Here is a 21,364-nt window from a genome sequence, read left to right on the forward strand (position 1 = left end):
GGGGTGGAGCACCTATTCTGGATCATCCGGCGGACGGCGCTGTCGGGATGCCGATGCCCGTTGTGTCGCCTACAGGCGTTCTGGGCGGAGCGCCCGTGCGGCGGGCGTCGTAGCCGGGTTCGAGCGTGCCGAAGAGCCGGTCCCACACCGTCGTGTAGAAGCCGAGGTTGTACCGCGGCGTCGCGTGGTGCCCCGCGTGCATGGCCGGCGTGGCCACCCACTTGAAGACCGCGGAGGCCCGCACCCGCGGCGGCAGCGGCTCCACCCCGAGGTGCCCGAGGATCCCGAAGAGCAGGTTGAGCAGGGTGTACGCGGCGACCGCCCACGCCGAGAACGGGTGCACGGCGAGGATCGCCAGCCACGCCCCGCCGAACCCGGCGACCTCCACCGGGTGCAGCGCGAACAGGGTGATCGGCCGCGGGTCGGCGAAGACGTGGTGCAGCCGGTGGGCGAGCGGAAACAGCCACCGCACGTGCGCGGTCGCGTGGCTGACGTACAGGAACACGTCCATGACCACCAGCAGCACTATGAGGTCCGGCAGCGCCCGCCAGGTGAGCGGCAGCGTGAACGTGATGATCCCGGCGCGCCACAGCCACCAGCCGGCGACGGTGACCGCCGCGTTGAGCACCGTCGCGACGGCGACCAGCGCCAGCTCGAGGCGGCTGACGGGGCCGGGCGGCGGGGTGACCCGGTGCGCGCCGGGCAGCTTCAGCGCCCAGTGCCCGAGCAGGGCGGTGACCCCGACCAGCGCCGCGTTCTCGGCCAGGGCCAGGAGCGCGAACCAGCCGGTGGGCAGGTCCCGCAGCCAGGTGACGATCTCGTGCACGCTCGCACTCTGCCACCCCGGCGCAACCGCGGTCAGGTGGCGGCGGAAAGGCGACGCTCCAGGCGGGCGGTCAGCCTCGGGTACCAGCGCGGCAACCACCGCACGAGGAGGTCGGCGGACCTGGCGTCGTTGCCGACGAGGATCCGCGGCCGGTTCGCCTCGACGCCGGCGACGATGATGCGGGCGGCGCGGTCCGCGGGCATCGTCAGCAGCTTCTCGTTGTAGAGGCGGGTGCGGGCCTCGTCGCGGGCGGTGACGTCGGCGCCCTGGCCGCGGGCGTGCGCCAGGGCGGCGGTGGCGATGTTGGTCCGGACGCCGCCGGGGTGCACGACGCTGACGCGGACCGGGTGCCCGGCGGCGAGCAGCTCGCCGCGCAGCGCCTCGGTGAAGCCGCGCACGCCGAACTTGGCGGCGCAGTAGTCGCTGAGCGCCGGCTGCGCCATGATCCCGTTGAGGCTGGAGACGTTGACGACGTGGCCGTCGCCGGAGGCGATCAGGTGCGGCAGGAACGCCTTGGTGCCGTGGATGACGCCGAACAGGTCGACGGTGATGGTCCGCTCGTACGCGGCCCAGTCGCTGTCCAGGACGCTGCGCCCGCCGCCCGCGACGCCGGCGTTGTTGTACACCTGGTGCACCACGCCGAAGTGCGTGGCGACGGCGGCGGCGTGGGCGAGCACCGCGGCGCGGTCGGCGACGTCGAGCGGCGCCGCGTGCACCTCCGCGCCGAGAGCCTTGACCTCCTCGACGGTGGCGGCGAGCCCGGCCTCGTCGACGTCGCTGACGGCGAGCCGCGCGCCGCGCCGGGCGAGCTCGGCGGCGAGCTGCCGCCCGATGCCGGAGCCAGCGCCGGTGACGACGGCGACCTTGCCGGAGACCTTGCTCATTCGCGGACCCCTGCCGTGGCGGTGATGTGGTCGGCGGTCAGGTCGACGACGCGGTCGATGACGCCGGGGGCGAAGTGGTGGCGCATGCCGGCGATCTCGACGTGCCGGGCGCCGGGGATCGCGGCGGCGGTCGCCCGGCCGCCGCTGGGGTGCACCATGCGGTCGGTGTCGCCGTGGATGACGAGCGTCGGGGCGGTGATCGAGCGCAGCTCCGCGGTGCGGTCGCCGGAGGCCTGGATGGCGCCGATCTGCCGGGCGACGCCGGCCGGGTTGGGCCGCCCCTCGGCGCGGTCCCACACGCCGGTGACCCACGCGCGTTCGAGCGCCACGTCGGGCGGGAAGTCGGTGGTGGAGCCGATGTGCCGCAGCAGCGACAGGTGCCGTTCGACGGCCTCCTCGGCGGTGCGGGCCGGCCGCTTCGCCATCCGCAGCAGCGTCGAGCGGGCCGGCTGCCCGACCCGCCGGTCGCCGGTGGTGGAGAACACCGAGGTGAGCGTGGCGACGCGGGCGGGGTGGCGGGCGGCGAGGGTCTGCGCGATCATCCCGCCCATCGACATGCCGAGCACGTGCACCGGGCCGGCGCCGAGGTGCCCGAGGAGCCCGTCCACGTCGGCGGCCATGTCGCCGAGGTCGTACGCGCCGGGCACGGGCCGGGCGAGCAGCTGCCGCAGCATGCCCGGCGGGCGGGCCCGGACGCGCGTGGAGCGGCCGGTGTCGCGGTTGTCGAGCGTGATCACCCGCAGCCCGCGGCCGGTGAACCCGTCGACCATCCGCCGCGGCCACGAGGTGAGGTCCAGCCCGAGCCCGGCGACCAGCAGCAGCGCCGGCCCGTCGGCCGGGCCTTCGACGCGGTGGCAGATGGTCGTGCCGCCGGGCAGCTCGGCGAACAGGTCCTCGGTCATGCGGTCACCTTCACGGGAGCCTCGGAGAAGTGCAGGGCGGGGTCGTCGACGCGGCCGTCGCGCAGCAGCTTCACGTCGGAGTGGTAGTCCATGGAGGTGAGCCAGGGCATGCGGTCTCCCTGCCGGGGCAGCTGGTCCACGGCGCGCTGGATGTAGCCGGCGGCGAAGTCGAGGAACGGCCGGGTCGGCATCGGCGTGTCGCCCAGCGATGGGCGGCAGACGTCGTGGCCGTGGGCGTCCATGTACGCGAGGAGCCGGCAGAAGTGCTCGCACAGCAGCCCGACCTTCAGCGTCCACGACGAGTTGGTGTAGCCGATCGCGAAGGCGAGGTTGGGCACGCCGGACAGCATCATGCCTTTGTACGCGACCGTGTCCGGCAGGTGCACCGGCGCGCCGTCGACGGTCAGCCGCAGCCCGCCGAGCGCCTGCACCTGCAGGCCGGTCGCGGTGACGATGATGTCCGCCGCCAGCTCCCGCCCGGACTCGAGCAGGACGCCGCGCTCGGTGAAGGTGGCGATCCGGTCGGTGACGACGCTCGCCGTGCCGCGACGGATCGCCCGGAACAGGTCGCCGTCGGGCACCGCGCACAGCCGCTGGTCCCAGGGGCCGTAGGGCGGGTTGAAGTGCTCGTCGACGGGGAACCCGGGCGGCAGCTGCTTGACGTTGATCCGCCGGATGATCCGCCGGGCGAGGCGGGGGTGCTTCTGGCAGAAGCGCCAGACCGCGCGCTGCTGGGCGATGTTCTTGCGGCGCGCCGCCCGGTAGCCGCGCTCGTCGCCGAGCCACCGGCGCAGCGCGTTGGCGATCGGGTCCTTCTTCGGCACCGGCATCACGTACGTCGGCGTGCGCTGCAGCATCGTCACGTGGGCGGCGCCGGCGGCCATGGCGGGCACCAGCGTGACGGCGGTGGCGCCGCTGCCGATGACGACGACGCGCTTGCCGGCGTAGTCGAGGTCCTCGGGCCACTGCTGCGGGTGCACGATCGGGCCCGCGAACCGCTCGCGGCCCTCGAAGTGCGGGGTGTGGCCGGCGTCGTACCGGTAATAGCCGCCGGCGCAGAACAGCCAGCCGGCGGTCAGCCGCGTCCGCGTCCCGGTGTCGGTGCGCTCGACGTCGAGGATCCACCGGGCCTCGTCGCTCGACCACGCCGCGCCGAGCACCTTGTGGTGGTAGCGGATGTGGGCGTCGAGGCCGTTCTCGGTGGCGGTCTCCCGCACGTACCGCAGGATCCTGGGCGCGGAGGCGATGGACTCCTCGTCCCGCCACGGCTTGAACTCGTAGCCGAACGTGTGCAGGTCGGAGTCGGACCGGATGCCTGGGTAGCGGAACAGGTCCCACGTGCCGCCGGACGCGGCCCGGGCCTCCAGGATCGCGAACGTCTTGCCCGGCAACTGCGTGGTCAGGTAGCGCCCCGCCCCGATGCCGGAGATGCCCGCCCCGACGATCACAACATCGAGATCCTCGCCCATGACCACGACGATGCGCCTCGACCATGGCCTTGCGCCAGTCCAACGTGCACCGAAATACTCGCCGCATGGTGCAGAATGCTGCGTCGGTACCGTGGCCGCCGCTGTCACCCGACGTCGCGGAGCTCTTCCGCCGGGGTGCGGAGATCGCCCTCGACCCGCGGGCGGAGTGGATCGAGGAGCTGCACGCGGCGGCGCTCGGCGGGGACCGGATGCGGCCCGTCGCCGCGGACCCGGTCCTGGCGGAGGCGACGAAGCGGGCCAATCTCGCCAACCTGCTGCACTGGGCGGAGCAGAACGTGCGGCATCCGGGGCGGCGGGTGCCGGCGAACACCGGCGCCGAGGCCCTCGACGCGGCCCGGGACATGGTGCGCCGCGGGCTCGACGAGCGCGGGCTGGACGCGTACCGCACGGCGCAGAGCGTCGCGTGGCGGCGGTGGATGGAGATCTGCTTCGAGCTGACCTCCGACCCCGTGCGACTGCGGGAGCTGCTGGACGCGTCGGCGCTGTCGATCTCCACGTTCATCGACGACACCGTCGCCGCCGTGTCGCGGCGGATGGAGGCCGAGCGGGCCGAGCTCACCCGGGGCGCGTCGGCGGAGCGCCGGGCGGCGGTGACGCTGCTGCTGGAGGGCGCGCCGATCAGCCGGTCGCGGGCCGAGGCGCAGCTCGGGTACGGGCTGGCCGGTCCGCACACCGCCGCGATCGTGTGGGGCGCGACCGAGCACCTGGAGGGCGCCGCGGAGACGGTGATGCGGGCGGCCGGCGCCACGCACCGCCTGACCGTGGTGGCCGGGACGGCCGCGCTGTGGGTCTGGTTCCCGTCCCGGACCGCGCCGCTGCCGTCGTTGCCGGGCCATCCCGACGTGCGGGTCGCCCTGGGCCGGCCGGGCACGGACGTCGCCGGTTTCCGCCGCAGCCACCTGGACGCGGCGGCGGTGCAGCGGATGCTGACCCGGCTCACCTCACCGCAGCAGGTCGCCCGCTACGAGGACGTGCAGCTCGTCGCGCTGCTCACCGCCGAGCCGACGCAGGCCGACGAGTTCCTCGCCGACACGCTCGGCGACCTCCTGCACGCCGACGCGGCCACCCACGAGACGGTCCTCACCTACGTGCGGGAGCAGTGCAGCACCACCCGGGCCGCGGAACGGCTGTACACCCACCGCAACACCGTGCTGCGCCGCCTGGCCCGCGCCGACGAGCTGCTCCCCCGCCCCCTGTCCGAAAACGTGGTGAGCGTGGGAGCAGCCCTCGAGGTGCTCCGGTGGCGCCGGACCTGACCTACCTGATCAGCGGTGCCACTTCTGGTTGCTGCCGCCGCCGCAGGTCCACAGCTGCAGCTTGGAGCCGTTGGCGGTGGCCGCGTTCTGCACGTCGACGCACTTGTTGGCCTGGATGTTCACCAGGTCGCCCGCGGCGTTGAGCGTGAACTTCTGCGCGCCGCTGCCGTTGCAGGTCCACAGCTGCACGGCCGCGCCGTCGGCGGTGGAGCCGCCGGAGACGTCCATGCACTTGCCGAGCGCGCGGATCGAGCCGTCGGCGTTGATCGTCCACTGCTGCGCGCCGGTGCCGTTGCAGTCCCAGATCTGCAGCCGGTTGCCGTCGGCCGCGTTGGAGCTGGGCACGTCGATGCACCGGTTGCTGCCGTTGCCGATGATCGGTCCGGCGCTCCCGCCGCCACCGCCGCCGCTGTACCCGTAGACCCGCACGTAGTCGACCGTGAGCGTCTGCGGGAACTGGGTGGTGCCGTCCGGGTAGCCGGGCCAGTAGCCGCCGACCGCGAGGTTCAGCAGCATGAAGAACGGGTGGTCGAACACCCACCGGTCCCCACCCAAGTCCGCGGGGGTCCGGGTCTGGTACAGGTTGCCGTCGACGTACCAGCGCAGCACGTTCGGCTCCCACTCGACCGAGAACGTGTGGAACGCGTCCGCGAACGGCGCCCCGATCGTGTACCCGGCACCGATGCCCTCCGCACCGGAGTACCCCGGCCCGTGGATCGTGCCGTGCACCGTGTTCGGCTCCTTGCCGATGTTCTCCATGATGTCGATCTCGCCGCTGTTCGGCCACGGGTTGCTGCCGATGTCGGCGCCCAGCATCCAGAACGCGGGCCAGATGCCCTGGCCGCGCGGCAGCTTCATCCTTGCCTCGAAGCGGCCGTACGCCTGGGTGAACCGGTCCGCGGTCAGCAGCCGGGCCGAGGTGTAGACACACCGGCCGTAGTGACACTGGTAGTTGGCCGGGTTCTCCTTGCGGGCGGTGATCACGAGCTGCCCGGCACCGTTGAGCGCCGCGTTGCTCGTGCTGGTGGTGTAGTACTGCTGCTCGTTGTTGCCCCAGCCGCCCCCGCCGACGTCGTACTTCCACTTGCTGCCGTTGGGTGCGCTGCCGGCCGCGCCGTCGAACTCGTCGGACCAGGTGAGTCCTCCGATGGCGGCGGCGGCCGGGTTGCTGGCGGCGTCCCGCACCGCGACCGCGGTGAGGAACGACAGGACGGTCGCGCCCAGCATGACCAGGGTGCGAGCCTTGATGAGCTTCACGTGCATGTGGCCTCCCGAGGACCTGGCGGAGTCCGTACGGTTACTTAACAGATCGACCCCGGTCGAACCTATACACCCAGGCGACCGCGGTCAAGAGAGCGCTCTCAGTGGACGCCCCCACGGACGCGCCCGGACCACAACCAGCACCGCGCCCCCTTGACCACCCCGCCGACCACCGGCGCGGCGAGCCCAGACCACCCCTGGATTCCAGGCGGGCACAGCACGGGCCGGCAATCCGTGCGCCAGGCCGACATGGCCTACCCCTGCCGCCCCGCCGCCCCTTGCCCGGACGTCGGCGCCCGACCCGGGGTGGCGGCGAAGCCCGCAAGCACCGGGGCTGGCCCGCAGCACGCCCCGCTCCGGCACTACATGACCCCCGCCTCGCGCCACAGACGTTGGTCAATGCCAGCAAATGCGGCTTTTGCGCAATCGACGTTGCGCGATCCACCCACAAAACGATCTCCAAATTGGGGGTAGATCGCGCAACGTCGATGCCAAATTATGAACATTTCGGGGCATTGACCAACGTCTGCGTGAGGCGCTCACCGGCAGGCTGTGAACGTGATGCACTGCCGGCCCACCCCGAGTGCGAGCCCGCGGAGCAGGAAGACACGAAGTGAGGGCGAGCACGCGGCGCGCCGGGCCGCGGCACGGCACGGACATGCGGCGGGACGGTCACGGGGCACGGCCGGACCACGGCGCGGTCCGACGCGCGACCGGAACGCACGTGCGGCACAGACGACTCACACTCGGGGGCCGTGCCCGCGGCACGGCACGAACCGATGCGCGGCACGAACGGACGCGCGGCACGGACTGACGCGCGGCACGGACTGATGCGCGGCACGAACCGACGCACGGCACGAACCGACGCACGGCACGGACCGATGTGGGGCGTTCGCACTGCCGACGGCGCGTGGCCCTCCTGGCGCTACATGGACTCGGGCTTGCACGCAGACGTTGGTCAATGCCCTGGAATGCGGCATTTGTGGAATAGGCGTTGCGTGGGCCACCTACAAAAACGATCTTTGAATCCGGGGTCGACTGCGCAGCGTCGATGCCGGATTGGGGACATTTTGGGGCATCGATCAACGTATGGGTGGGGCGGGCGCTGTCAGGGCGTGAACGTGATGCGCTGGTGGCGGTACGCGAAGAAGAAGGGGTTGACGCCGGCGGTACCGGAGCCCTAGGAGCGTAGGTCGGCGACCAGGGCTACGTACTGGCGCTGGGCGTCCTCCTGGGCGGTGCCGGCCAAGGCGTGCCACGCGTCGTACTTGGCGCGGCCGACCATGTCGAAGACGCCGGGGCGCTTGCCGGTGGCGTCGCCGTGGGTGCCCTGCTTGTAGAGGGCGTAGAGCCGCAGCAGGACGTCGTTGCCGGGGCGCTGGTCGAGCTGCTTGACGTCGATCTGGGCCTGCTCGAACTCCGCGGTGAGGGACATGCCCCGAAGCCTACAAGCGCAGCGGGTGATCCTGGACGAGCGACTCGGGGGCGGAAAGCTGCCACGCCTCGTAGAGCAGCTCGGTCAGCTCGTCGGCGTCGATCCGCTCCAGGTACACGACGACCCAGCCGAAACCGCCGGAGGTGAACTGCACCTCGAACACGTCGGGGCGCTCCGCGACAAGGGCGATCTGCTCCGACAGCGTCTGCTTCAGGCCGGTCGTGTGCGTGCGGGGCCAGTAATAGCCGAACCGCTTGCCGCGCACGCTGAACGACGTGTAGTCCGCGGCATGTGCCCGCTCGACCTCGGCGAGCCGGTCCACCATCGCGAGGAACTGCGCATCCGGTACAGCCACGATGGAAGTTTCACAGCCCCGCCCGGCGGCGTCCACGGCGGGGGCCGGGCCGATTGACACGCCGGTGAGGGGTTCGTACCGTCACCTGTCGAAGCGCTTCGACAGGGATTGGGTCGTGCATGAAGTTCAGCGACGGGTACTGGCAGCTGCGTGAAGGGGTGCACCCCCTGTACCCGGTGCACGTCCGGGATGTGGCCGTCGGCGCGAACAGCCTGTCGGTGTACGCGCCGACCCGCCGGGTCACCGGCCGTGGCGACACGCTCAACACGCCGCTGTTCACCATCGAGTGCACCACGCCGGCGCCCGACGTGATCGCGGTGCGGGTCAGCCGGCACACCGGCGGCGCGCCGCGGGGGCCGCGGTTCCGGATCGACGCCGACCCGGCCGCCGATGCGAAGGTGACCCGCGACGACGACGCCGTCACGTTCACCGCCGGCGCCCTCAGCGCCCGCTTCGCACTGGACGGACCCCACAACCAAGGCAACAGCCAAAGCGGGCAGTGGCGGCTCGACTTCATCGCCGAGGGGCGGGTCCTCACCAGCAGCGCTCCGAAGGCGCTCGCCGCCCTGCGCACCGCGGACGGCCACTTCCTGCGCGAGCAGCTCAACCTTGGCGTCGGCGAGGTGGTGTACGGGCTGGGCGAGCGCTTCGGTCCGCTGGTCAAGAACGGCCAGACCGTCGACGTCTGGAACGCCGACGGCGGCACCAGCAGCGAGCAGGCGTACAAGAACGTCCCGTTCTACCTGACCAGCGCCGGCTACGGGGTGTTCGTCGACGACCCGGGCCCGGTGTCGTTCGAGGTCGCCTCGGAGGCCGTGTCGCGGGTGCAGTTCAGCGTCCCCGGGCAGGTCCTGTCGTACCTCGTCATCTACGGGCCGACGCCGCGCGACGTGCTGCGCAAGTACACCGCGCTCACCGGCCGGCCCGCGCTGCCACCGGCGTGGTCGTTCGGCCTGTGGCTGTCCACGTCGTTCACCACGTCCTACGACGAGGCGACCGTGACGTCCATCGTGGACGGGATGGCCGAGCGCGGGCTGCCGCTGTCGGTCTTCCACTTCGACACGTTCTGGATGCGCGAGTTCCACTGGTGCGACTTCGAGTGGGACCCGGTGACCTTCCCCGACCCGGCCGGCATGCTGGCCCGGCTCAAGGCGAAGGGGCTGCGGATCTGCGTGTGGATCAACCCGTACATCGCGCAACGCTCCGCGCTGTTCGAGGAGGCGACGGCCGCCGGGTACCTGGTGAGGAAGAGCGACGGCGACGTGTGGCAGTGGGACCAGTGGCAGGCCGGGATGGGCCTCGTCGACTTCACGAACCCGGCCGCGCGGGCCTGGTTCCAGGACAAGCTGAAGCACGTGCTCGACCTGGGCGTCGACTGTTTCAAGTCCGACTTCGGCGAGCGCATCCCCACCGACGTCGTCTGGTCCGACGGCGCCGACCCGCTGCGGATGCACAACTACTACACGCACCTGTACAACGAGGCCGTCTTCGAGCTGCTGCGGGAGCGCCGCGGCGACGGCGAGGCGGTGCTCTTCGCCAGGTCCGCGACCGCCGGCGGGCAGCAGTTCCCGGTCCACTGGGGCGGTGACTGCAGCGCCACCTTCGAGTCGATGGCCGAGAGCCTCCGCGGCGGGCTGTCGCTGGCCATGTCGGGGTTCGGGTTCTGGAGCCACGACATCGGCGGCTTCGAAGGTACGCCGGATCCGGCCGTCTTCATGCGCTGGATCCCGTTCGGGCTGCTGTCCTCGCACAGCCGGCTGCACGGCAACGAGTCCTACCGGGTGCCGTGGCACTTCGGCGACGAGGCGGTCGCCATCCTGCGCGACTACACGCGGCTCAAGGCGCGGCTCATGCCCTACCTGTACGGCGCGGCCGTCACCGCGCACCGCGAGGGCCTGCCGGTGCTGCGGCCGCTCGCGCTGGAGTTCCCCGACGACCCCGCCTGCGCGCACCTGGACCGGCAGTACATGCTGGGCGGCTCGATCCTCGTCGCGCCGGTGTTCAGCGCCGACGGCGACGTCAGCTTCTACCTGCCGGCGGGACGGTGGACCGACCTGCGCAGCGGCGAGGTGCTGAGCGGGCCCGGCTGGATCCGCCGCCGGTACGGCATGGGCGACCTGCCGGTGCTCGCCCGTCCCGGCTCGGTCGTGCCGCTCGGCGCGTGCGACGACCGCCCCGACTACCCATACGCCGACGGCGTCACCCTGCGGGTCCACGAGCTGCCCGACGGCGCGGGCACGACCGTGGACATCCCCTCGCCGCAGGGCCGGCTCAGCGGCACCGCCGGAGCGAGCTTCACGGTGCGCAGGGCCGGGACGACCGTCGAGGTGCGCCGGGACAACGGGAGCCCGGCGCCCTGGCGGGTGCAGCTGGCCGGCATCGACACGGTGGCGGCCGTCGATGCCGGCCGGCTCACTCGCGACCCCTCCGGCGTGCTGATCGCCGTGGACGCCGAGGTGGACCGGCTGACCGTCAGGCTCGCCTAGCGACTTCCCAGGGGTGTGGAGCGGCGCCGCCGCGGTCCGGATCGAGTGTTCCCGGCCGCGGCGGCACCGTTGCGCGGTCCCCCCGGCCGGACGAGCCGCGAGGGCAGCGCCGGGCCGCGGAAGATGCTGGCCGGACGAGCCGCGAGGGCAGCGCCGGGCCGCGGGAGACGCCGGCCGGACGAGCCGCGCGGGCAGCGCCGGGCCGTGGTTCAGGGCCGGCGGGCCGGGGCGGCGCTGTCGCGGACCGTCAGGGCCGGCGGGAGCAGGGTCGCCTCGGGGACCTGGCGGCCGTCGAGCTTCGCCATGAGCAGGTCGACCGCCCGCCGGCCCACCTCCTCCGCCGGGATGCTCACCGACGTGAGGCGCGGCTTGCCCCGCTCGGCGACCTCGTCGGGGCAGATCGCCACCACCGACACGTCCCGCGGCACCCGCCGGCCGAGCGCCGCGAACGCGTCCAGCAGCGGCGGCACGGTCGGCTCGTTGTGCACCACCACCCCGGTCAGGTCCGGGTGGCGGTCCAGCAGGCCGCGCACCGTCGACAGGACCGCGTCCGGGGTCGGCTCGCACGGGACGGTCGTGCCGCGCAGGCCACGCCGCCGCAGCGCCTCGTCGAACCCGGCGGCGGTGCGGCTGGCGAAGCCGAGCTCCCGCTCGTACACCTCCGGCGGCGACCCGACGAGTGCCACACAGGCATGACCGAGGTCGGCGAGGTGCTCGACGCACGCCGCGCCGGCCGCCGCGAAGTCCAGGTCGATGCAGGTGAGCCCGTCGGCGTCGGCGGGGAACCCGATGAGCACCGACGGCCGGCCGAGCGTCCGGAGCCGGGGCAGCCGCCGGTCGTGCAGCTCGACGTCCATCACGATGAGCGCGTCGGCGAGCGAGCTGGCGGCGACCCGCTCCAGGCCCTGCACGCCCTCGTCCTGGGTGAGCAGCAGCACGTCGTGGTCGTGGCGGCGGGCCGCCGTCACGACCGAGATCACGAACTGCATCAGCACCGGCACGTACAGCCCCGTGTAGAGCGGCATGATCAGCGCGATCACGTTGGAGCGGTTGCTGGCCAGCGCCCGGGCGCCGGCGTGCGGGTGGTAGCCGAGCACGTCGATCGCGGCGAGCACCCTGCGGCGGGTCTCCTCGGAGATCGTCCGCTTGCCGCTCAGGACGTACGAGACGGTGCTCGGGGACACGCCCGCCTGCCGTGCCACGTCACCGATCGTCGCCATGCCCGCCTTCATGGTCACGACAGTAAGCGACGCGGCGCCTTTGTCGTAGTCGGCAGGAAATTTCCGGACCAGTACGAATTGACGACGATAACCGCGTATCAGTTACTGAAATCAATTCATCTCTCCCGCCCAAGAGACCCTTTCAATACCCCTAACGGGTGCGCTGAATGCGGACAACCGCCGCAATCGGCACCGCCGGCCCTTCCGCTTCGAGCGGCCCTGCCGATACGCTCCCGGCACTGCCCGCGGGCAATTATCGATCGACGGGCGATTATCAGAAAGGAGACCGCCATGAAGGCCGTCCGCTCTCTCTGAGTATTGCTCTGACCTCGATGCCGCCGGCCATCTTTGGGGACTGTCGTGACACATCGGATCACCGTGCCCTTTCAAGGGGATGGCAGCGGCATCGGGGAACTTACCTGGGGACAGTTCGCCGCCTGGCGGTCCATGCAGGTCGTCGAGGCGACCGAGTGGACCGGCGGCACCATGGCCCTCGCCCCCGGCACGACCGTCGGCGACGTCGCGACCACGCTCGGGTTCATCATGAGCCGCCACCAGTCGCTGCGCACCCGCCTCGTCCCCGACGGCCCCGGGACCGACGCGCCGCCGAAGCAGGTGCTGTCGTCCTCCGGCTCCGTCGTCCTGGAGGTGTACGACGACGACGGCGACCCGGAGCGCCTCGCCGCGACGATCCGCGCCCGGTACGAGGCGGCGCCGTGGGACCCGTACACCGACTGGCCGGTGCGGATGGCGGTCGTCGCGCGCCCCGGCACCGGCGACGCGCTGTGGTTCGTCGCGCTGTACTGCCACATGGTCATCGACGGCTACGGCTTCGAGGCGCTCATCGCCGACCTCGCCAACCTCGACCCCGCCACCGGCCGCCACCTCGCGCCCGTCGCCGGCATCCAGCCTCTGGAGCTCGCCGCGGCCCAGCAGGGCACCGGCGCGCGGCGGCAGCACCAGGCGTCGCTGCGCTACTGGGAGAAGCACCTGCGCACGATCGAGCCCCGCCGGTTCCCGGTGCCGCTCGAGCCGCGGCCCGAGCGCTGGTGCGAGGCGACGCTCACGTCACCCGCGACGCACCTCGCCCTCGCCGCCGTGGCCGAGCGGACGAAGGTGCACAGCGGCACGATCCTGCTCGCCGCGTACGCCATGATGCTCGGCCGCCTGTCGGGCCAGCCGGTCGGCGCGTTCCGGATCGTGGTCAGCAACCGCTTCCGCCCGGGCTTCGCCGAGTCGGTCAGCAACCTCGCCCAGGCCGGGCTCGCCGTCATCGACACGGGCGCCGCCTCGTTCGCCGAGGTGATCGCGCGGACGTTCAAGAGCCAGCTGACCGCCGGGATGTACGCCTACTACCACCCGCGCGACCTGTGGGCGCTCGTCGACCGGGTCGGCGCCGAACGCGGCGTGGAGCTCGACACCGGCTGCTACTTCAACGACCGCCGCCGCTCCGCTCCGCCGCCGAGCGGGATCCCCTCGCCCGCCGAGGTCACCGCCGCGCTGGAGGGCAGCGTGCTGCGGTGGGGGCCGAGCTCCAACGAGTGGGACGCGACCTGCTTCCTGCACATCGACGCCGCTGCCGGCGCGGCCACCGACGCCGTGGACCTCACCTGGCGGGTCGACACCGCGGCCGTCTCGCCCGCGATGCTGGAGGTGTGCCTGCGCGGCATCGAGTCGCTGGTCGTGGCCGCCGCTCTTTCCGAGACTGTCGCGGTCTAAACCCTCAATACCGCGATCGCAACGCCGATACACCGGACGGCCCGGTTGTTCCCGTCGTCGGCAAGGACCCCGCATGACCACTGACAGCACCCCCATCCAGGTGACGGTCCGGCGTGGCCAGCTGGCCGGCTGGGTCGCCGACCGGTCCGTCGGGACGAAGAACCTGATCGGCATCGCGCTCGTGGCACTGGTCGCGATCGGCGTCGGCATCCTGTCGATCACGAGCATGGCCCGGCTCAACGACCGCTTCGGCCAGCTGAAGACGCGGCACCTCGAGAGCGTCGAGCAGCTCGTCGTCATCCGGCAGGGCGTCAGCGAGAACTACCGGGGCCAGTCGCTGTTCGCCTGGTCCGCCTACGACCCGACGCTCGGCCCGCGAGGGACGCAGGCGGTCGAGGGCGGCGACGCGATGATCGAGGGGGCGATCGCGAAGTACCGCACCCGGCTCGCCGGCTCCGCCGCCCGCGAGGCCGCCCTCAACAACTTCGCCAAGGCGTTCACCGACTACAGCAACCTGCGCGACGTGGTCGTCTTCCGCAAGCAGCCGGCGCCCGGCCTGACCGTGCCGTCGGACATGGCCGCCACGAACACCCTCTGGCAGAGCCTCGAGGCGCAGATGAACGCGTCGCTGGCGAAGCTGCAGCAGCAGGAGACCACCGAGTCCGACGCGATGGCGGCCGCGGCGCGAAACGACTACACCAGCGCGCGCAACTGGACGGTCGGCTCGCTCATCGTCGGGCTCGGGCTCGCGCTGCTGCTGGCGCTGGGCATCGCGCGCCGCATGAACCTGCAGCTGCGGTCGGTCTCCGACACCCTGCGCGGCGTCGCCGACGGCGACCTGACCCTGCGCGCCGACGTGTACGCCCGCGACGAGCTCGGCGCGATGGCGGCCGCGATGAACCGCGCCAACGAGAGCGTCGGGCGCACCGTGCACACGCTCGCCGCCGCGGCCGGCACCCTCGGCGGCAGCACCGGCCGGCTGACCAGCGTCACGACCCGCATCGCCGACAGCGCCAAGGCCGCGGCGGCCCGCGCGAACGTGGTCGCGGGCGACGCCGGGACCGTGTCGCACAACGTCCAGACGGTCGCCGCCGGCTCCGAGGAGATGGGCGCCTCGATCCGCGAGATCGCGCAGAACGCCAACGACGCCGCCCGGGTCGCCTCGGAGGCGGTCGGCGTGGCCGAGTCGACGAACCGCACGGTGTCCAAGCTCGGAGACTCCTCGGCGGAGATCGGCAACGTGGTCAAGGTGATCACCTCGATCGCCGAGCAGACGAACCTCCTCGCCCTCAACGCCACCATCGAGGCCGCCCGCGCGGGCGCGGCGGGCAAGGGGTTCGCGGTCGTCGCCAGCGAGGTGAAGGACCTCGCGCAGGAGACCGCCCGGGCGACCGAGGACATCTCCCGCCGCGTCGAGGCGATCCAGTCCGACACCGCCAACGCCGTCGACGCCATCGGCGAGATCAGCCGGATCATCGCCCGCATCAACGACTACCAGCTCACCATCGCCTCCGCCGTCGAGGAGCAGACCGCCACGACCAGCGAGATGAGCCGCAGCGTCGGCGACGCCGCCCACGGCGCGGCCAACATCGCCGGCAACATCGCCGGTGTCGCCGACGCCGCCGACACCACCACCTCGACCCTCACCGAGGTCGACGCGACCGTCGCCGAGCTCAACAGCCTCGCCGCCGACCTCCAGCTCGCCGTCGGCCGCTTCCGGATCTAGGTGTTCTGCCCACGGACGTTGGTAACAGTACGAGGTTCCTGAACAGATGAGGTGCCAGGTGCCGTCGCGCTGCCACCGGCGGGACAACCAGTACACCGTCTGCCACGGCCCATCATCGGCGGGCACGTCACGCCACGGGGAGCCCACCCGGATCCGCCGCCGGATGCCGTCGCTCAGCTGCCGCCCGGCTCAGCGCCTGCGGCGCTCGCGGGGTCCCGCCTCGGCCGTCTTGTACGTGACCAGCGGGACCGTGGTGGCCACCGGGGTGGCCAGGCCGTGCGCCTCCAGGTCGCCGATCACCTGCTCGATGCGCTTGTACGCGGTCGGCGCCTCCTCGAAGAGCAGCTGCCGGTCGCCGCACACGACCAGCGAGCCGACCGGCGTGCGGCGCAGCTCCTCGACCGTGTGCTTGGCCTTGCCGCGGCGCAGGGCGTCGGCCCGGGACATCTTGCGGCCGGCGCCGTGCGCCACCGAGTGGTTCGCCTCCGCGCCGGCGTGCGCGGCGACGAGGTACGACGGGGTGCCGCGGGTGCCGGCGACCAGCACGTCCTGCCCATCGCCGGGCGCGGCGCCCTTGCGGTGCAGGTAGACGCGGTCGCCGTCCTCGCCGGCGCGGACCTCGGCGAGGTTGTGGCACTGGTCGACGACGGGTTCGGACAGCTGCGCGCCGAGGGCGTCGGCGACCCGGGCCGCGAGCAGCCGCCGGTTGAGCGAGCCCCAGCGCACCGCGTCGTCGTGCGCCGCCAGGTACGCGGCCGGGTCGGCGGCCGGTCCGGCGCCGTGGACCTCGGTGTGCGCGCGCAGGATCCGCTCGCCGAAGCCGCGGGACCCGCTGTGCACGACGAGCACCAGGTCGCCGGCGGTGAGACCGAGCCGGGCGGCGTGCCCCTCGTCGAGGACGGTGCCGACCTTCGCCAGCTCCACGAAGTGGTTGCCGCGGCCGACGGTGCCGAGCCCCTCGACGTGACCGCCGGGGATCTCCCCGTCGACGAGGCCGGGGTCCAGGGGGACGTCCGGGTCGGGGAACTTCGCGGCGAGCTTCTCCGGCACGGGCCGCTTCAGGCCGATCGGGAACACGGCGATGCCGCAGCCGATGTCGGAGCCGACGAGCAGCGGGTACAGCACCGTCGACGCCATCGCGGCGCCGATCGGCGCACCCTTGCCGGGGTGCAGGTCGGGCATGCCGGCGACGTGCAGCATGCCGTCGAGCGCGGCGACCTGGTGGCACTGCGCGACGGCGTCGGACTCGATCCAGCTGCCGGGGCCGGCGAACACGGAGACGGTGGCGGACATGGTCCTCGCTTCAGCGGGAGGAGGGGCATGGCAACACGGGATGTCCGTCAGCGCGTCATGCCGTCCATGATCGTTGGAACCCGCCGGCCGCGGCAACCGGTTTTCGGCGCCCCGGTGCCCCCGCGCCCGGGCGCCCCGGGATCTCCGGAGCGCCGGGGCGTGCGTCGCGCTCAGTCGAGGGTGAAGGTGGCGTCGGCGCGGCTCGTCGCGTCGGTGGCGGTCTGCACGAACAGGTCGGCGCCGCTGTGCCGCACGTACCGGCCGGGGAAGTTCTGCGACTCGAACGACACCGCCGCGTCGCTGCCAGTGCCAGTCGAGAGCCCGGCCCGGCGGAAGAAGCTGGCGTCGGCCTTGAACGTGGCCGAGCCGTCGTTGCGCTCGACCCACACCTCGAAGTTCCGGTGCCGCAGGAAGTAGCCGGGGAAGTTCGTCGACTCCAGCGACACGGTGCCGCCGCCGTTGAGGCCGGTCACGATGCGGAACTGCGCGTCGGCGAGCGGCGTGACGTTCGCCTCGATGCGGGCCCGGAAGTTGTAGTGCCGCACGAAGCTGCCCGCGGAGTTGTACGACTGCAGCCGCACCGGCGTGACGCCGTCGGGCACCGGGATGCCGAAGTTCGGGGTGCCGTCGGCGTTCCAGTACAGCTTCTGCACGCGGGTGCGGCGGTTCGGGTCGTTGAGGGGGTCGCCGCTGATGTCGCGGTAGCTGCGGTCGTGGTAGACGAGGATGTCGCTCTGGCCGTCCTCCGACGTCGTGAACGAGTTGTGCCCGGGGCCGTACTGGCCGGTCGACGCGTTGCTGGTGAAGACCGGCTGCGGGCTCTTCACCCACGACGACGCGCTGAGCAGGTTCGCCGACGCGGACGCCGTCAGCAGGCCGAGGCAGTAGTTCGCGTCGGTGGCGCTGGCGGAGTACGTGAGGAAGATCCTCCCGTTGCGCTGGATGACGGTCGGGCCCTCGTTGACCGCGTACCCGCGCTTCTCCCAGTCGAGGGTGGGCGTCGCGATCCGGACCGGCGTGCCGGTGATGGTCCACGGGTTGCTCATGCGCGCGATGTACACGTTGGAGTTGGTCGCGATGCCGGGCTCGGACTGCGCCCAGATCAGGTACCGGACGCCACCCGCGACGAACGTCGAGGCGTCCAGGGCGAACGTGTCCCAGGCGGTGGTGATGCGGCCCTTCTCGGTCCAGGTCGCGGTGAGCGGGTTCGCGCCGGTGCCCTCCAGCACGTACATGCGGATCGCCCAGACGTTGTCGGTCGCGCCGGCGGCGAAGTACACGTACCACTTGCCGTCGATGAAGTGGATCTCCGGTGCCCAGATGTGCGCGCCCATGACGCCGCTGGAGTGCTTGCGCCAGATGACGGTCTCGGCCGCGGTCGACAGCCCCTGCAGGGTCGTCGCCCGGCGCAGGACGATCCGGTCGTACTCGGGGACGGTCGCGGTGAAGTAGTAGTACCCGTCGGTGTGCTTGACGATCTGGCTGTCGGCGCGCTGGTTGACCAGCGGGTTGGTGAACTGCCCGGCGGGCGACGCGGCGGCGGGCCCTGGGGTGACCACGAGCGTGGCCACCAGCGCGGCGGACGTGGCGATCAGGGCGGCAAGGACCGCGAGCAGACGGCGGCGCATGAAGACTCCTCGTGGCGGCGGGGGGTACGTCATGTTTGCGCTCACATCGGCTCTTGTCAACGGTCCGGCGCTGTCGTCGTGTTCTTGCGCGCTCCTCGTGTGAACGCGAACATGACTGGTGCCTACGGCACCTGGTCGACCGTGCCTCGGGGGGTCGACGCGTTGCACCGGCGGATCCTGGCCGCGGTCAGCCGCGACCCGACGACGAGCCCGTAGCGGCGCACCGCCTCCATGCCATAGTTGCTGCACGTCGGGATCTGCCGGCACCGCGTCGGCAGGTGCGGCGAGAGCCAGCGCTGGTACCCGCGGATCGCCACCATGCCGGCCCGCCCGGGCCCGCTGGCCCGGCGCAGCGGCTTGCGCGTCGGCGCGCTGACCGCCATCGTGCCGAGCAGCATCGTGCCCAGCATGAAGTTGCAGTCACAGCCCGGCACGTCGCAGCCGTCACACCCGTCGCAGCCCGGCACGTCGCAGCCGCCGAGGGATTCACACCCGTCCCACCACCGCTGCCTGCGCTGGCCCTCGTTCTCCGTCTCCACGGGCGGCATTGTGTCGTGCCCCCGCAACGTTGATCAAGCCTGCTGTCCGCTGTCCGTCCGTACTGGACAACGGACAGCGGACAAGCCCGGCCCTCCCGCCTGAGGGTCAGCGGCTGTGCAGGTGGGGCAGGTGCAGCTCGGCCGGCTCCGGGGGCAGGTCCTTGACGCCGGCGGCGACGGCCTCCTCGTGGCGGCGGTGTGCGGACGGCAGGGCGAGCGAGGCGACGACCGCGAGGACCGCGACGCCGGCGCAGACCCAGAAGCCGGTGGTGAAGGCGGCGTCGGTCGGCAGCCCGCGCGGGGTGCTCTTGGACGTGATGACGGCGGCCACGACGGCGGTGCCGATGCTGCTGCCGATGGTGCGGGCGATGGTGTTGACGCTGCTGGCCTCGCCGGTCTGGGCGGCCGGGACGCTCTCGATGATGGCGTTGGACATGGCGGCGAAGGACAGGCCGATGCCGGCGCCGGTGAGCACGCCCGAGGCGAGCACCTGCCAGACGGCGCCGTGGGCGACGGCCGGGAGGGCGAAGGCGGCGACGACCGCGGCGGCGCCGAGGAACATCGGGACCTTCGGGCCGAAGCGGCGGTTGAGCAGGCCGGCGATGGGGCCGAAGACGACCATCATGAGGACCGTCGGCAGCAGGAAGAGGCCGGACTCCGACACCGACTTGCCGAAGCCGTAGCCGGTGGCGGCGGGCAGCTGCAGCAGGGTCGGCACGAGCAGGAACGTGCCGAACATCGCGAAGCCGAGGATCAGGGCGACGAGGTCGGTGGCCCAGACGCCGCGGATCGACATCAGGCGCATGTCGACGAGCGGCTCCTTCACCCGCAGCTCGACCAGCACGAAGCCGACGAGGGTGGCGACGCCGAGCGCGAGCAGGCCGGTGGTCTTGCCGTCGGTCCAGCCCCACGACTGGCCCTTGCTGATCGCGAGCAGCAGCGACACCAGCGACACGGACAGGATCCCGGCGCCGAGCACGTCGAGGCGGCCCGGGGTGCGCACCGGCGACTCCGGCATCCCGAAGATCGCGCCGAGCAGCGCCACCGCGACCAGCACCAGGGGCAGCCAGAACAGCCAGTGCCACGACAGGTGCTCGACGATCGGCCCGGCGCCGACGATGCCGACACCGGCGCCGACGCCGAAGATCGCCGACAGCAGGCCGACGGTGACGGCGACCTTCTCGCGGGGGAGCTCGTCGCGGACGATGCCGATGGACAGCGGCAGGATCGCGCCGGCGGCGCCCTGCATGGCGCGGGCGACGATGAGCACCGCGAGGTTCGGGGCGAGCGCCGCGAGCAGGGTGCCGGCAGCGAGCACGGCCAGGACGCCGATGAGGACGCGGCGCTTGCCGGCCATGTCGCCGAGGCGGCCGAGGATCGGGGTCAGCACGGAGGCCGACAGCAGGTATGCGGTCAGGATCCAGCTGATGTCCGCGGTCGAGGCGTTCAGGTCGCGGGCGATGGTCGACATCGCGGGCGCCACCAGCGACTGGAGCACCGCGAAGGCCAGGCCGCCCAGCGACAGGTAGACCACCAGCAGCGTGCTGTTGGCGTGCCGGGCGGTGGCCGGCGGTTCCAGGGTTCGCGTCATGAGGTCCTCGCGGAGCTATGTAAACGATTGCTGACTTGCCAAGTATGGGCGGCGCGCGAGCTAAGTCAACAATCGTTTACGTCACACCGGACGGCGTCTACCCTGGTGGCGTGACGAGTGAGGACGCGACCGGGGTGCGCCGCCGGGACGCCGCGGCGACCCGCCGGCTGCTGCTGGAGGCGGCCCGCCGCCGGTTCGCCGCGGACGGGTACACGGCCGCCACCGTGCGGGACATCGCCACCGACGCGGGCGTCAACGTCGCGCTCATCAACCGGTACTTCACGTCGAAGGAAGGCCTGTTCGAGGCGTGCCTGACGGGGGTTGGCGACGAGCTCGGCCGCACCGTCCGCGACGTGACGCTGGACCGGATCCCGCACGACATCGCGGCCCGCCTCGCCGGCCCGCACGCCGCCCAGCACCGCGCGCAGCTGCTCCTGCTGCTGCGCTCCTCTGGCGACGAGAAGGCCGAGGCGATCCGGGTCGACATCCTGCGCCGCTTCGCCGAGAAGATGACGGCGGCCGCCGGCCTGCGACCCGACGACGCCGGGATCCTGCGGGCCCAGCTGGCCCTGGCCGCGTCCATCGGCATCGCGCTGCTGCGCGCCTCGACCGCTCTCGAGCCGCTCGCCTCCGCCGGCCAGGACGACCTCGTCGGCCCCCTCACCGACATGTTCACGGCCCTCATGGCACCGCGCGACGCCTGAGTGTGCCACTTTGGCACACGATGGCTTGCTCGTGTGCCACGTGCGTGCCA

At 72.3% G+C, this 21,364-nt stretch carries 17 protein-coding genes and 1 pseudogene; 5 read left to right on the top strand and 13 right to left on the bottom strand.

All coding sequences use genetic code 11. The features are described 5' to 3' along the window. Window positions 1-22: 22 nt before the first annotated feature. From ABD332_RS12255 to ABD332_RS12270, 4 genes are read right to left on the bottom strand one after another with little or no spacing between them, the layout of a single operon-like run. The gene (locus ABD332_RS12255; RefSeq protein WP_344501941.1) at window positions 23-826 is read right to left on the bottom strand and encodes a sterol desaturase family protein; all 804 of its coding nucleotides are present in this window, start codon (window positions 824-826) and stop codon (window positions 23-25) included. Window positions 827-858: 32 nt separating this feature from the next. Beyond that, window positions 859-1,710, bottom strand: a complete 852-nt coding sequence (locus ABD332_RS12260) for an SDR family NAD(P)-dependent oxidoreductase (RefSeq protein ID WP_344501942.1) — start codon at window positions 1,708-1,710, stop codon at window positions 859-861. Next, the gene (locus ABD332_RS12265) at window positions 1,707-2,612 is read right to left on the bottom strand and encodes an alpha/beta fold hydrolase (RefSeq protein WP_344501943.1); all 906 of its coding nucleotides are present in this window, start codon (window positions 2,610-2,612) and stop codon (window positions 1,707-1,709) included. Before ABD332_RS12265 ends, ABD332_RS12260 begins: the two co-directional genes overlap by 4 nt. Beyond that, window positions 2,609-4,087, bottom strand: coding sequence for a flavin-containing monooxygenase (locus tag ABD332_RS12270; RefSeq protein ID WP_344501944.1), 1,479 nt, complete (start codon window positions 4,085-4,087; stop codon window positions 2,609-2,611). The genes ABD332_RS12265 and ABD332_RS12270 overlap by 4 nt, the downstream gene beginning before the upstream one ends. Window positions 4,088-4,146: 59 nt before the next feature. On the opposite strand from ABD332_RS12270, the gene ABD332_RS12275 reads away from it, so the two are divergent. Beyond that, window positions 4,147-5,358, top strand: a complete 1,212-nt coding sequence (locus tag ABD332_RS12275; RefSeq protein ID WP_344501945.1) for a PucR family transcriptional regulator — start codon at window positions 4,147-4,149, stop codon at window positions 5,356-5,358. 9 nt (window positions 5,359-5,367) lie between these two features. On the opposite strand, the gene ABD332_RS12280 is transcribed toward ABD332_RS12275, so the two are convergent. The 3 genes from ABD332_RS12280 to ABD332_RS12290 all read right to left on the bottom strand — a co-directional run bounded on the left by ABD332_RS12280 (window position 5,368) and on the right by ABD332_RS12290 (window position 8,408). Then, on the bottom strand, window positions 5,368-6,621 hold the full coding sequence (locus ABD332_RS12280) for a ricin-type beta-trefoil lectin domain protein (protein WP_425552188.1): 1,254 nt from the start codon (window positions 6,619-6,621) through the stop codon (window positions 5,368-5,370). Between the two features lie 1,177 nt (window positions 6,622-7,798). Then, on the bottom strand, window positions 7,799-8,053 hold the full coding sequence (locus ABD332_RS12285) for an acyl-CoA-binding protein (protein ID WP_344501946.1): 255 nt from the start codon (window positions 8,051-8,053) through the stop codon (window positions 7,799-7,801). Between the two features lie 10 nt (window positions 8,054-8,063). Further along, complete coding sequence (locus ABD332_RS12290) at window positions 8,064-8,408, bottom strand: MmcQ/YjbR family DNA-binding protein (protein ID WP_344501947.1); 345 nt, start codon at window positions 8,406-8,408, stop codon at window positions 8,064-8,066. A 119-nt stretch (window positions 8,409-8,527) separates the two neighbouring features. Here ABD332_RS12290 and yicI point away from each other — a divergent pair, with 119 nt between their 5' ends. Next, a complete protein-coding gene (yicI, locus tag ABD332_RS12295) occupies window positions 8,528-10,894 on the top strand; it encodes an alpha-xylosidase (RefSeq protein WP_344501948.1) in 2,367 nt (788 codons plus the stop codon). 209 nt (window positions 10,895-11,103) lie between these two features. On the opposite strand, the gene ABD332_RS12300 is transcribed toward yicI, so the two are convergent. Then, a complete protein-coding gene (locus ABD332_RS12300; protein WP_344501949.1) occupies window positions 11,104-12,126 on the bottom strand; it encodes a LacI family DNA-binding transcriptional regulator in 1,023 nt (340 codons plus the stop codon). Window positions 12,127-12,474: 348 nt separating this feature from the next. Between ABD332_RS12300 and ABD332_RS12305 the strand changes: the two genes are divergently transcribed. Together ABD332_RS12305 and ABD332_RS12310 are read left to right on the top strand one after the other, a co-directional pair. Further along, window positions 12,475-13,833 carry a condensation domain-containing protein gene (locus ABD332_RS12305; RefSeq protein ID WP_344501950.1) on the top strand — a complete coding sequence of 453 codons (1,359 nt, stop codon included), beginning with the start codon at window positions 12,475-12,477 and terminating at the stop codon, window positions 13,831-13,833. Window positions 13,834-13,906: 73 nt separating this feature from the next. Beyond that, complete coding sequence (locus tag ABD332_RS12310; protein WP_344501951.1) at window positions 13,907-15,559, top strand: methyl-accepting chemotaxis protein; 1,653 nt, start codon at window positions 13,907-13,909, stop codon at window positions 15,557-15,559. A 33-nt stretch (window positions 15,560-15,592) separates the two neighbouring features. Here ABD332_RS12310 and ABD332_RS12315 read toward each other — a convergent pair. The 5 genes and pseudogenes from ABD332_RS12315 to ABD332_RS12335 all read right to left on the bottom strand — a co-directional run. Continuing rightward, window positions 15,593-15,742, bottom strand: a pseudogene (locus ABD332_RS12315) (transposase); the annotation flags it as partial. Window positions 15,743-15,748: 6 nt separating this feature from the next. After that, on the bottom strand, window positions 15,749-16,852 hold the full coding sequence (locus ABD332_RS12320; RefSeq protein WP_344501952.1) for an RNA ligase RtcB family protein: 1,104 nt from the start codon (window positions 16,850-16,852) through the stop codon (window positions 15,749-15,751). 170 nt (window positions 16,853-17,022) lie between these two features. Next, entirely contained in the window at window positions 17,023-18,480 is a 1,458-nt protein-coding gene (locus ABD332_RS12325) for a family 43 glycosylhydrolase (protein WP_344501953.1), read from the bottom strand. Window positions 18,481-18,602: 122 nt separating this feature from the next. Further along, a complete protein-coding gene (gene yidD, locus ABD332_RS12330) occupies window positions 18,603-19,019 on the bottom strand; it encodes a membrane protein insertion efficiency factor YidD (RefSeq protein WP_344501954.1) in 417 nt (138 codons plus the stop codon). A gap of 106 nt (window positions 19,020-19,125) precedes the next feature. Continuing rightward, window positions 19,126-20,610: an MFS transporter gene (locus ABD332_RS12335; RefSeq protein WP_344501955.1), complete on the bottom strand. Its 1,485-nt coding sequence runs from the start codon at window positions 20,608-20,610 to the stop codon at window positions 19,126-19,128. Between the two features lie 110 nt (window positions 20,611-20,720). Between ABD332_RS12335 and ABD332_RS12340 the strand changes: the two genes are divergently transcribed. Next, window positions 20,721-21,314 carry a TetR/AcrR family transcriptional regulator gene (locus ABD332_RS12340; protein WP_344501956.1) on the top strand — a complete coding sequence of 198 codons (594 nt, stop codon included), beginning with the start codon at window positions 20,721-20,723 and terminating at the stop codon, window positions 21,312-21,314. Window positions 21,315-21,364 lie beyond the last annotated feature (50 nt).

Source organism: Dactylosporangium maewongense (assembly GCF_039531485.1).
In the GTDB taxonomy this organism is placed as follows: Bacteria; Actinomycetota; Actinomycetes; order Mycobacteriales; family Micromonosporaceae; genus Dactylosporangium; species Dactylosporangium maewongense.

Excerpts from the sequence above, each read along its gene's own strand:
- ABD332_RS12325 (WP_344501953.1), bottom strand. The coding sequence starts at position 18,480 with ATGCGCCGCCGTCTGCTCGCGGTCCTTGCCGCCCTGATCGCCACGTCC.
- ABD332_RS12285 (WP_344501946.1), bottom strand. The coding sequence starts at position 8,053 with ATGTCCCTCACCGCGGAGTTCGAGCAGGCCCAGATCGACGTCAAGCAG.
- ABD332_RS12310 (WP_344501951.1), top strand. The coding sequence starts at position 13,907 with ATGACCACTGACAGCACCCCCATCCAGGTGACGGTCCGGCGTGGCCAG.
- ABD332_RS12320 (WP_344501952.1), bottom strand. The coding sequence starts at position 16,852 with ATGTCCGCCACCGTCTCCGTGTTCGCCGGCCCCGGCAGCTGGATCGAG.
- ABD332_RS12260 (WP_344501942.1), bottom strand. The coding sequence starts at position 1,710 with ATGAGCAAGGTCTCCGGCAAGGTCGCCGTCGTCACCGGCGCTGGCTCC.
- ABD332_RS12265 (WP_344501943.1), bottom strand. The coding sequence starts at position 2,612 with ATGACCGAGGACCTGTTCGCCGAGCTGCCCGGCGGCACGACCATCTGC.
- ABD332_RS12300 (WP_344501949.1), bottom strand. The coding sequence starts at position 12,126 with ATGAAGGCGGGCATGGCGACGATCGGTGACGTGGCACGGCAGGCGGGC.
- ABD332_RS12335 (WP_344501955.1), bottom strand. The coding sequence starts at position 20,610 with ATGACGCGAACCCTGGAACCGCCGGCCACCGCCCGGCACGCCAACAGC.
- ABD332_RS12280 (WP_425552188.1), bottom strand. The coding sequence starts at position 6,621 with ATGCACGTGAAGCTCATCAAGGCTCGCACCCTGGTCATGCTGGGCGCG.
- yicI (WP_344501948.1), top strand. The coding sequence starts at position 8,528 with ATGAAGTTCAGCGACGGGTACTGGCAGCTGCGTGAAGGGGTGCACCCC.
- ABD332_RS12275 (WP_344501945.1), top strand. The coding sequence starts at position 4,147 with ATGGTGCAGAATGCTGCGTCGGTACCGTGGCCGCCGCTGTCACCCGAC.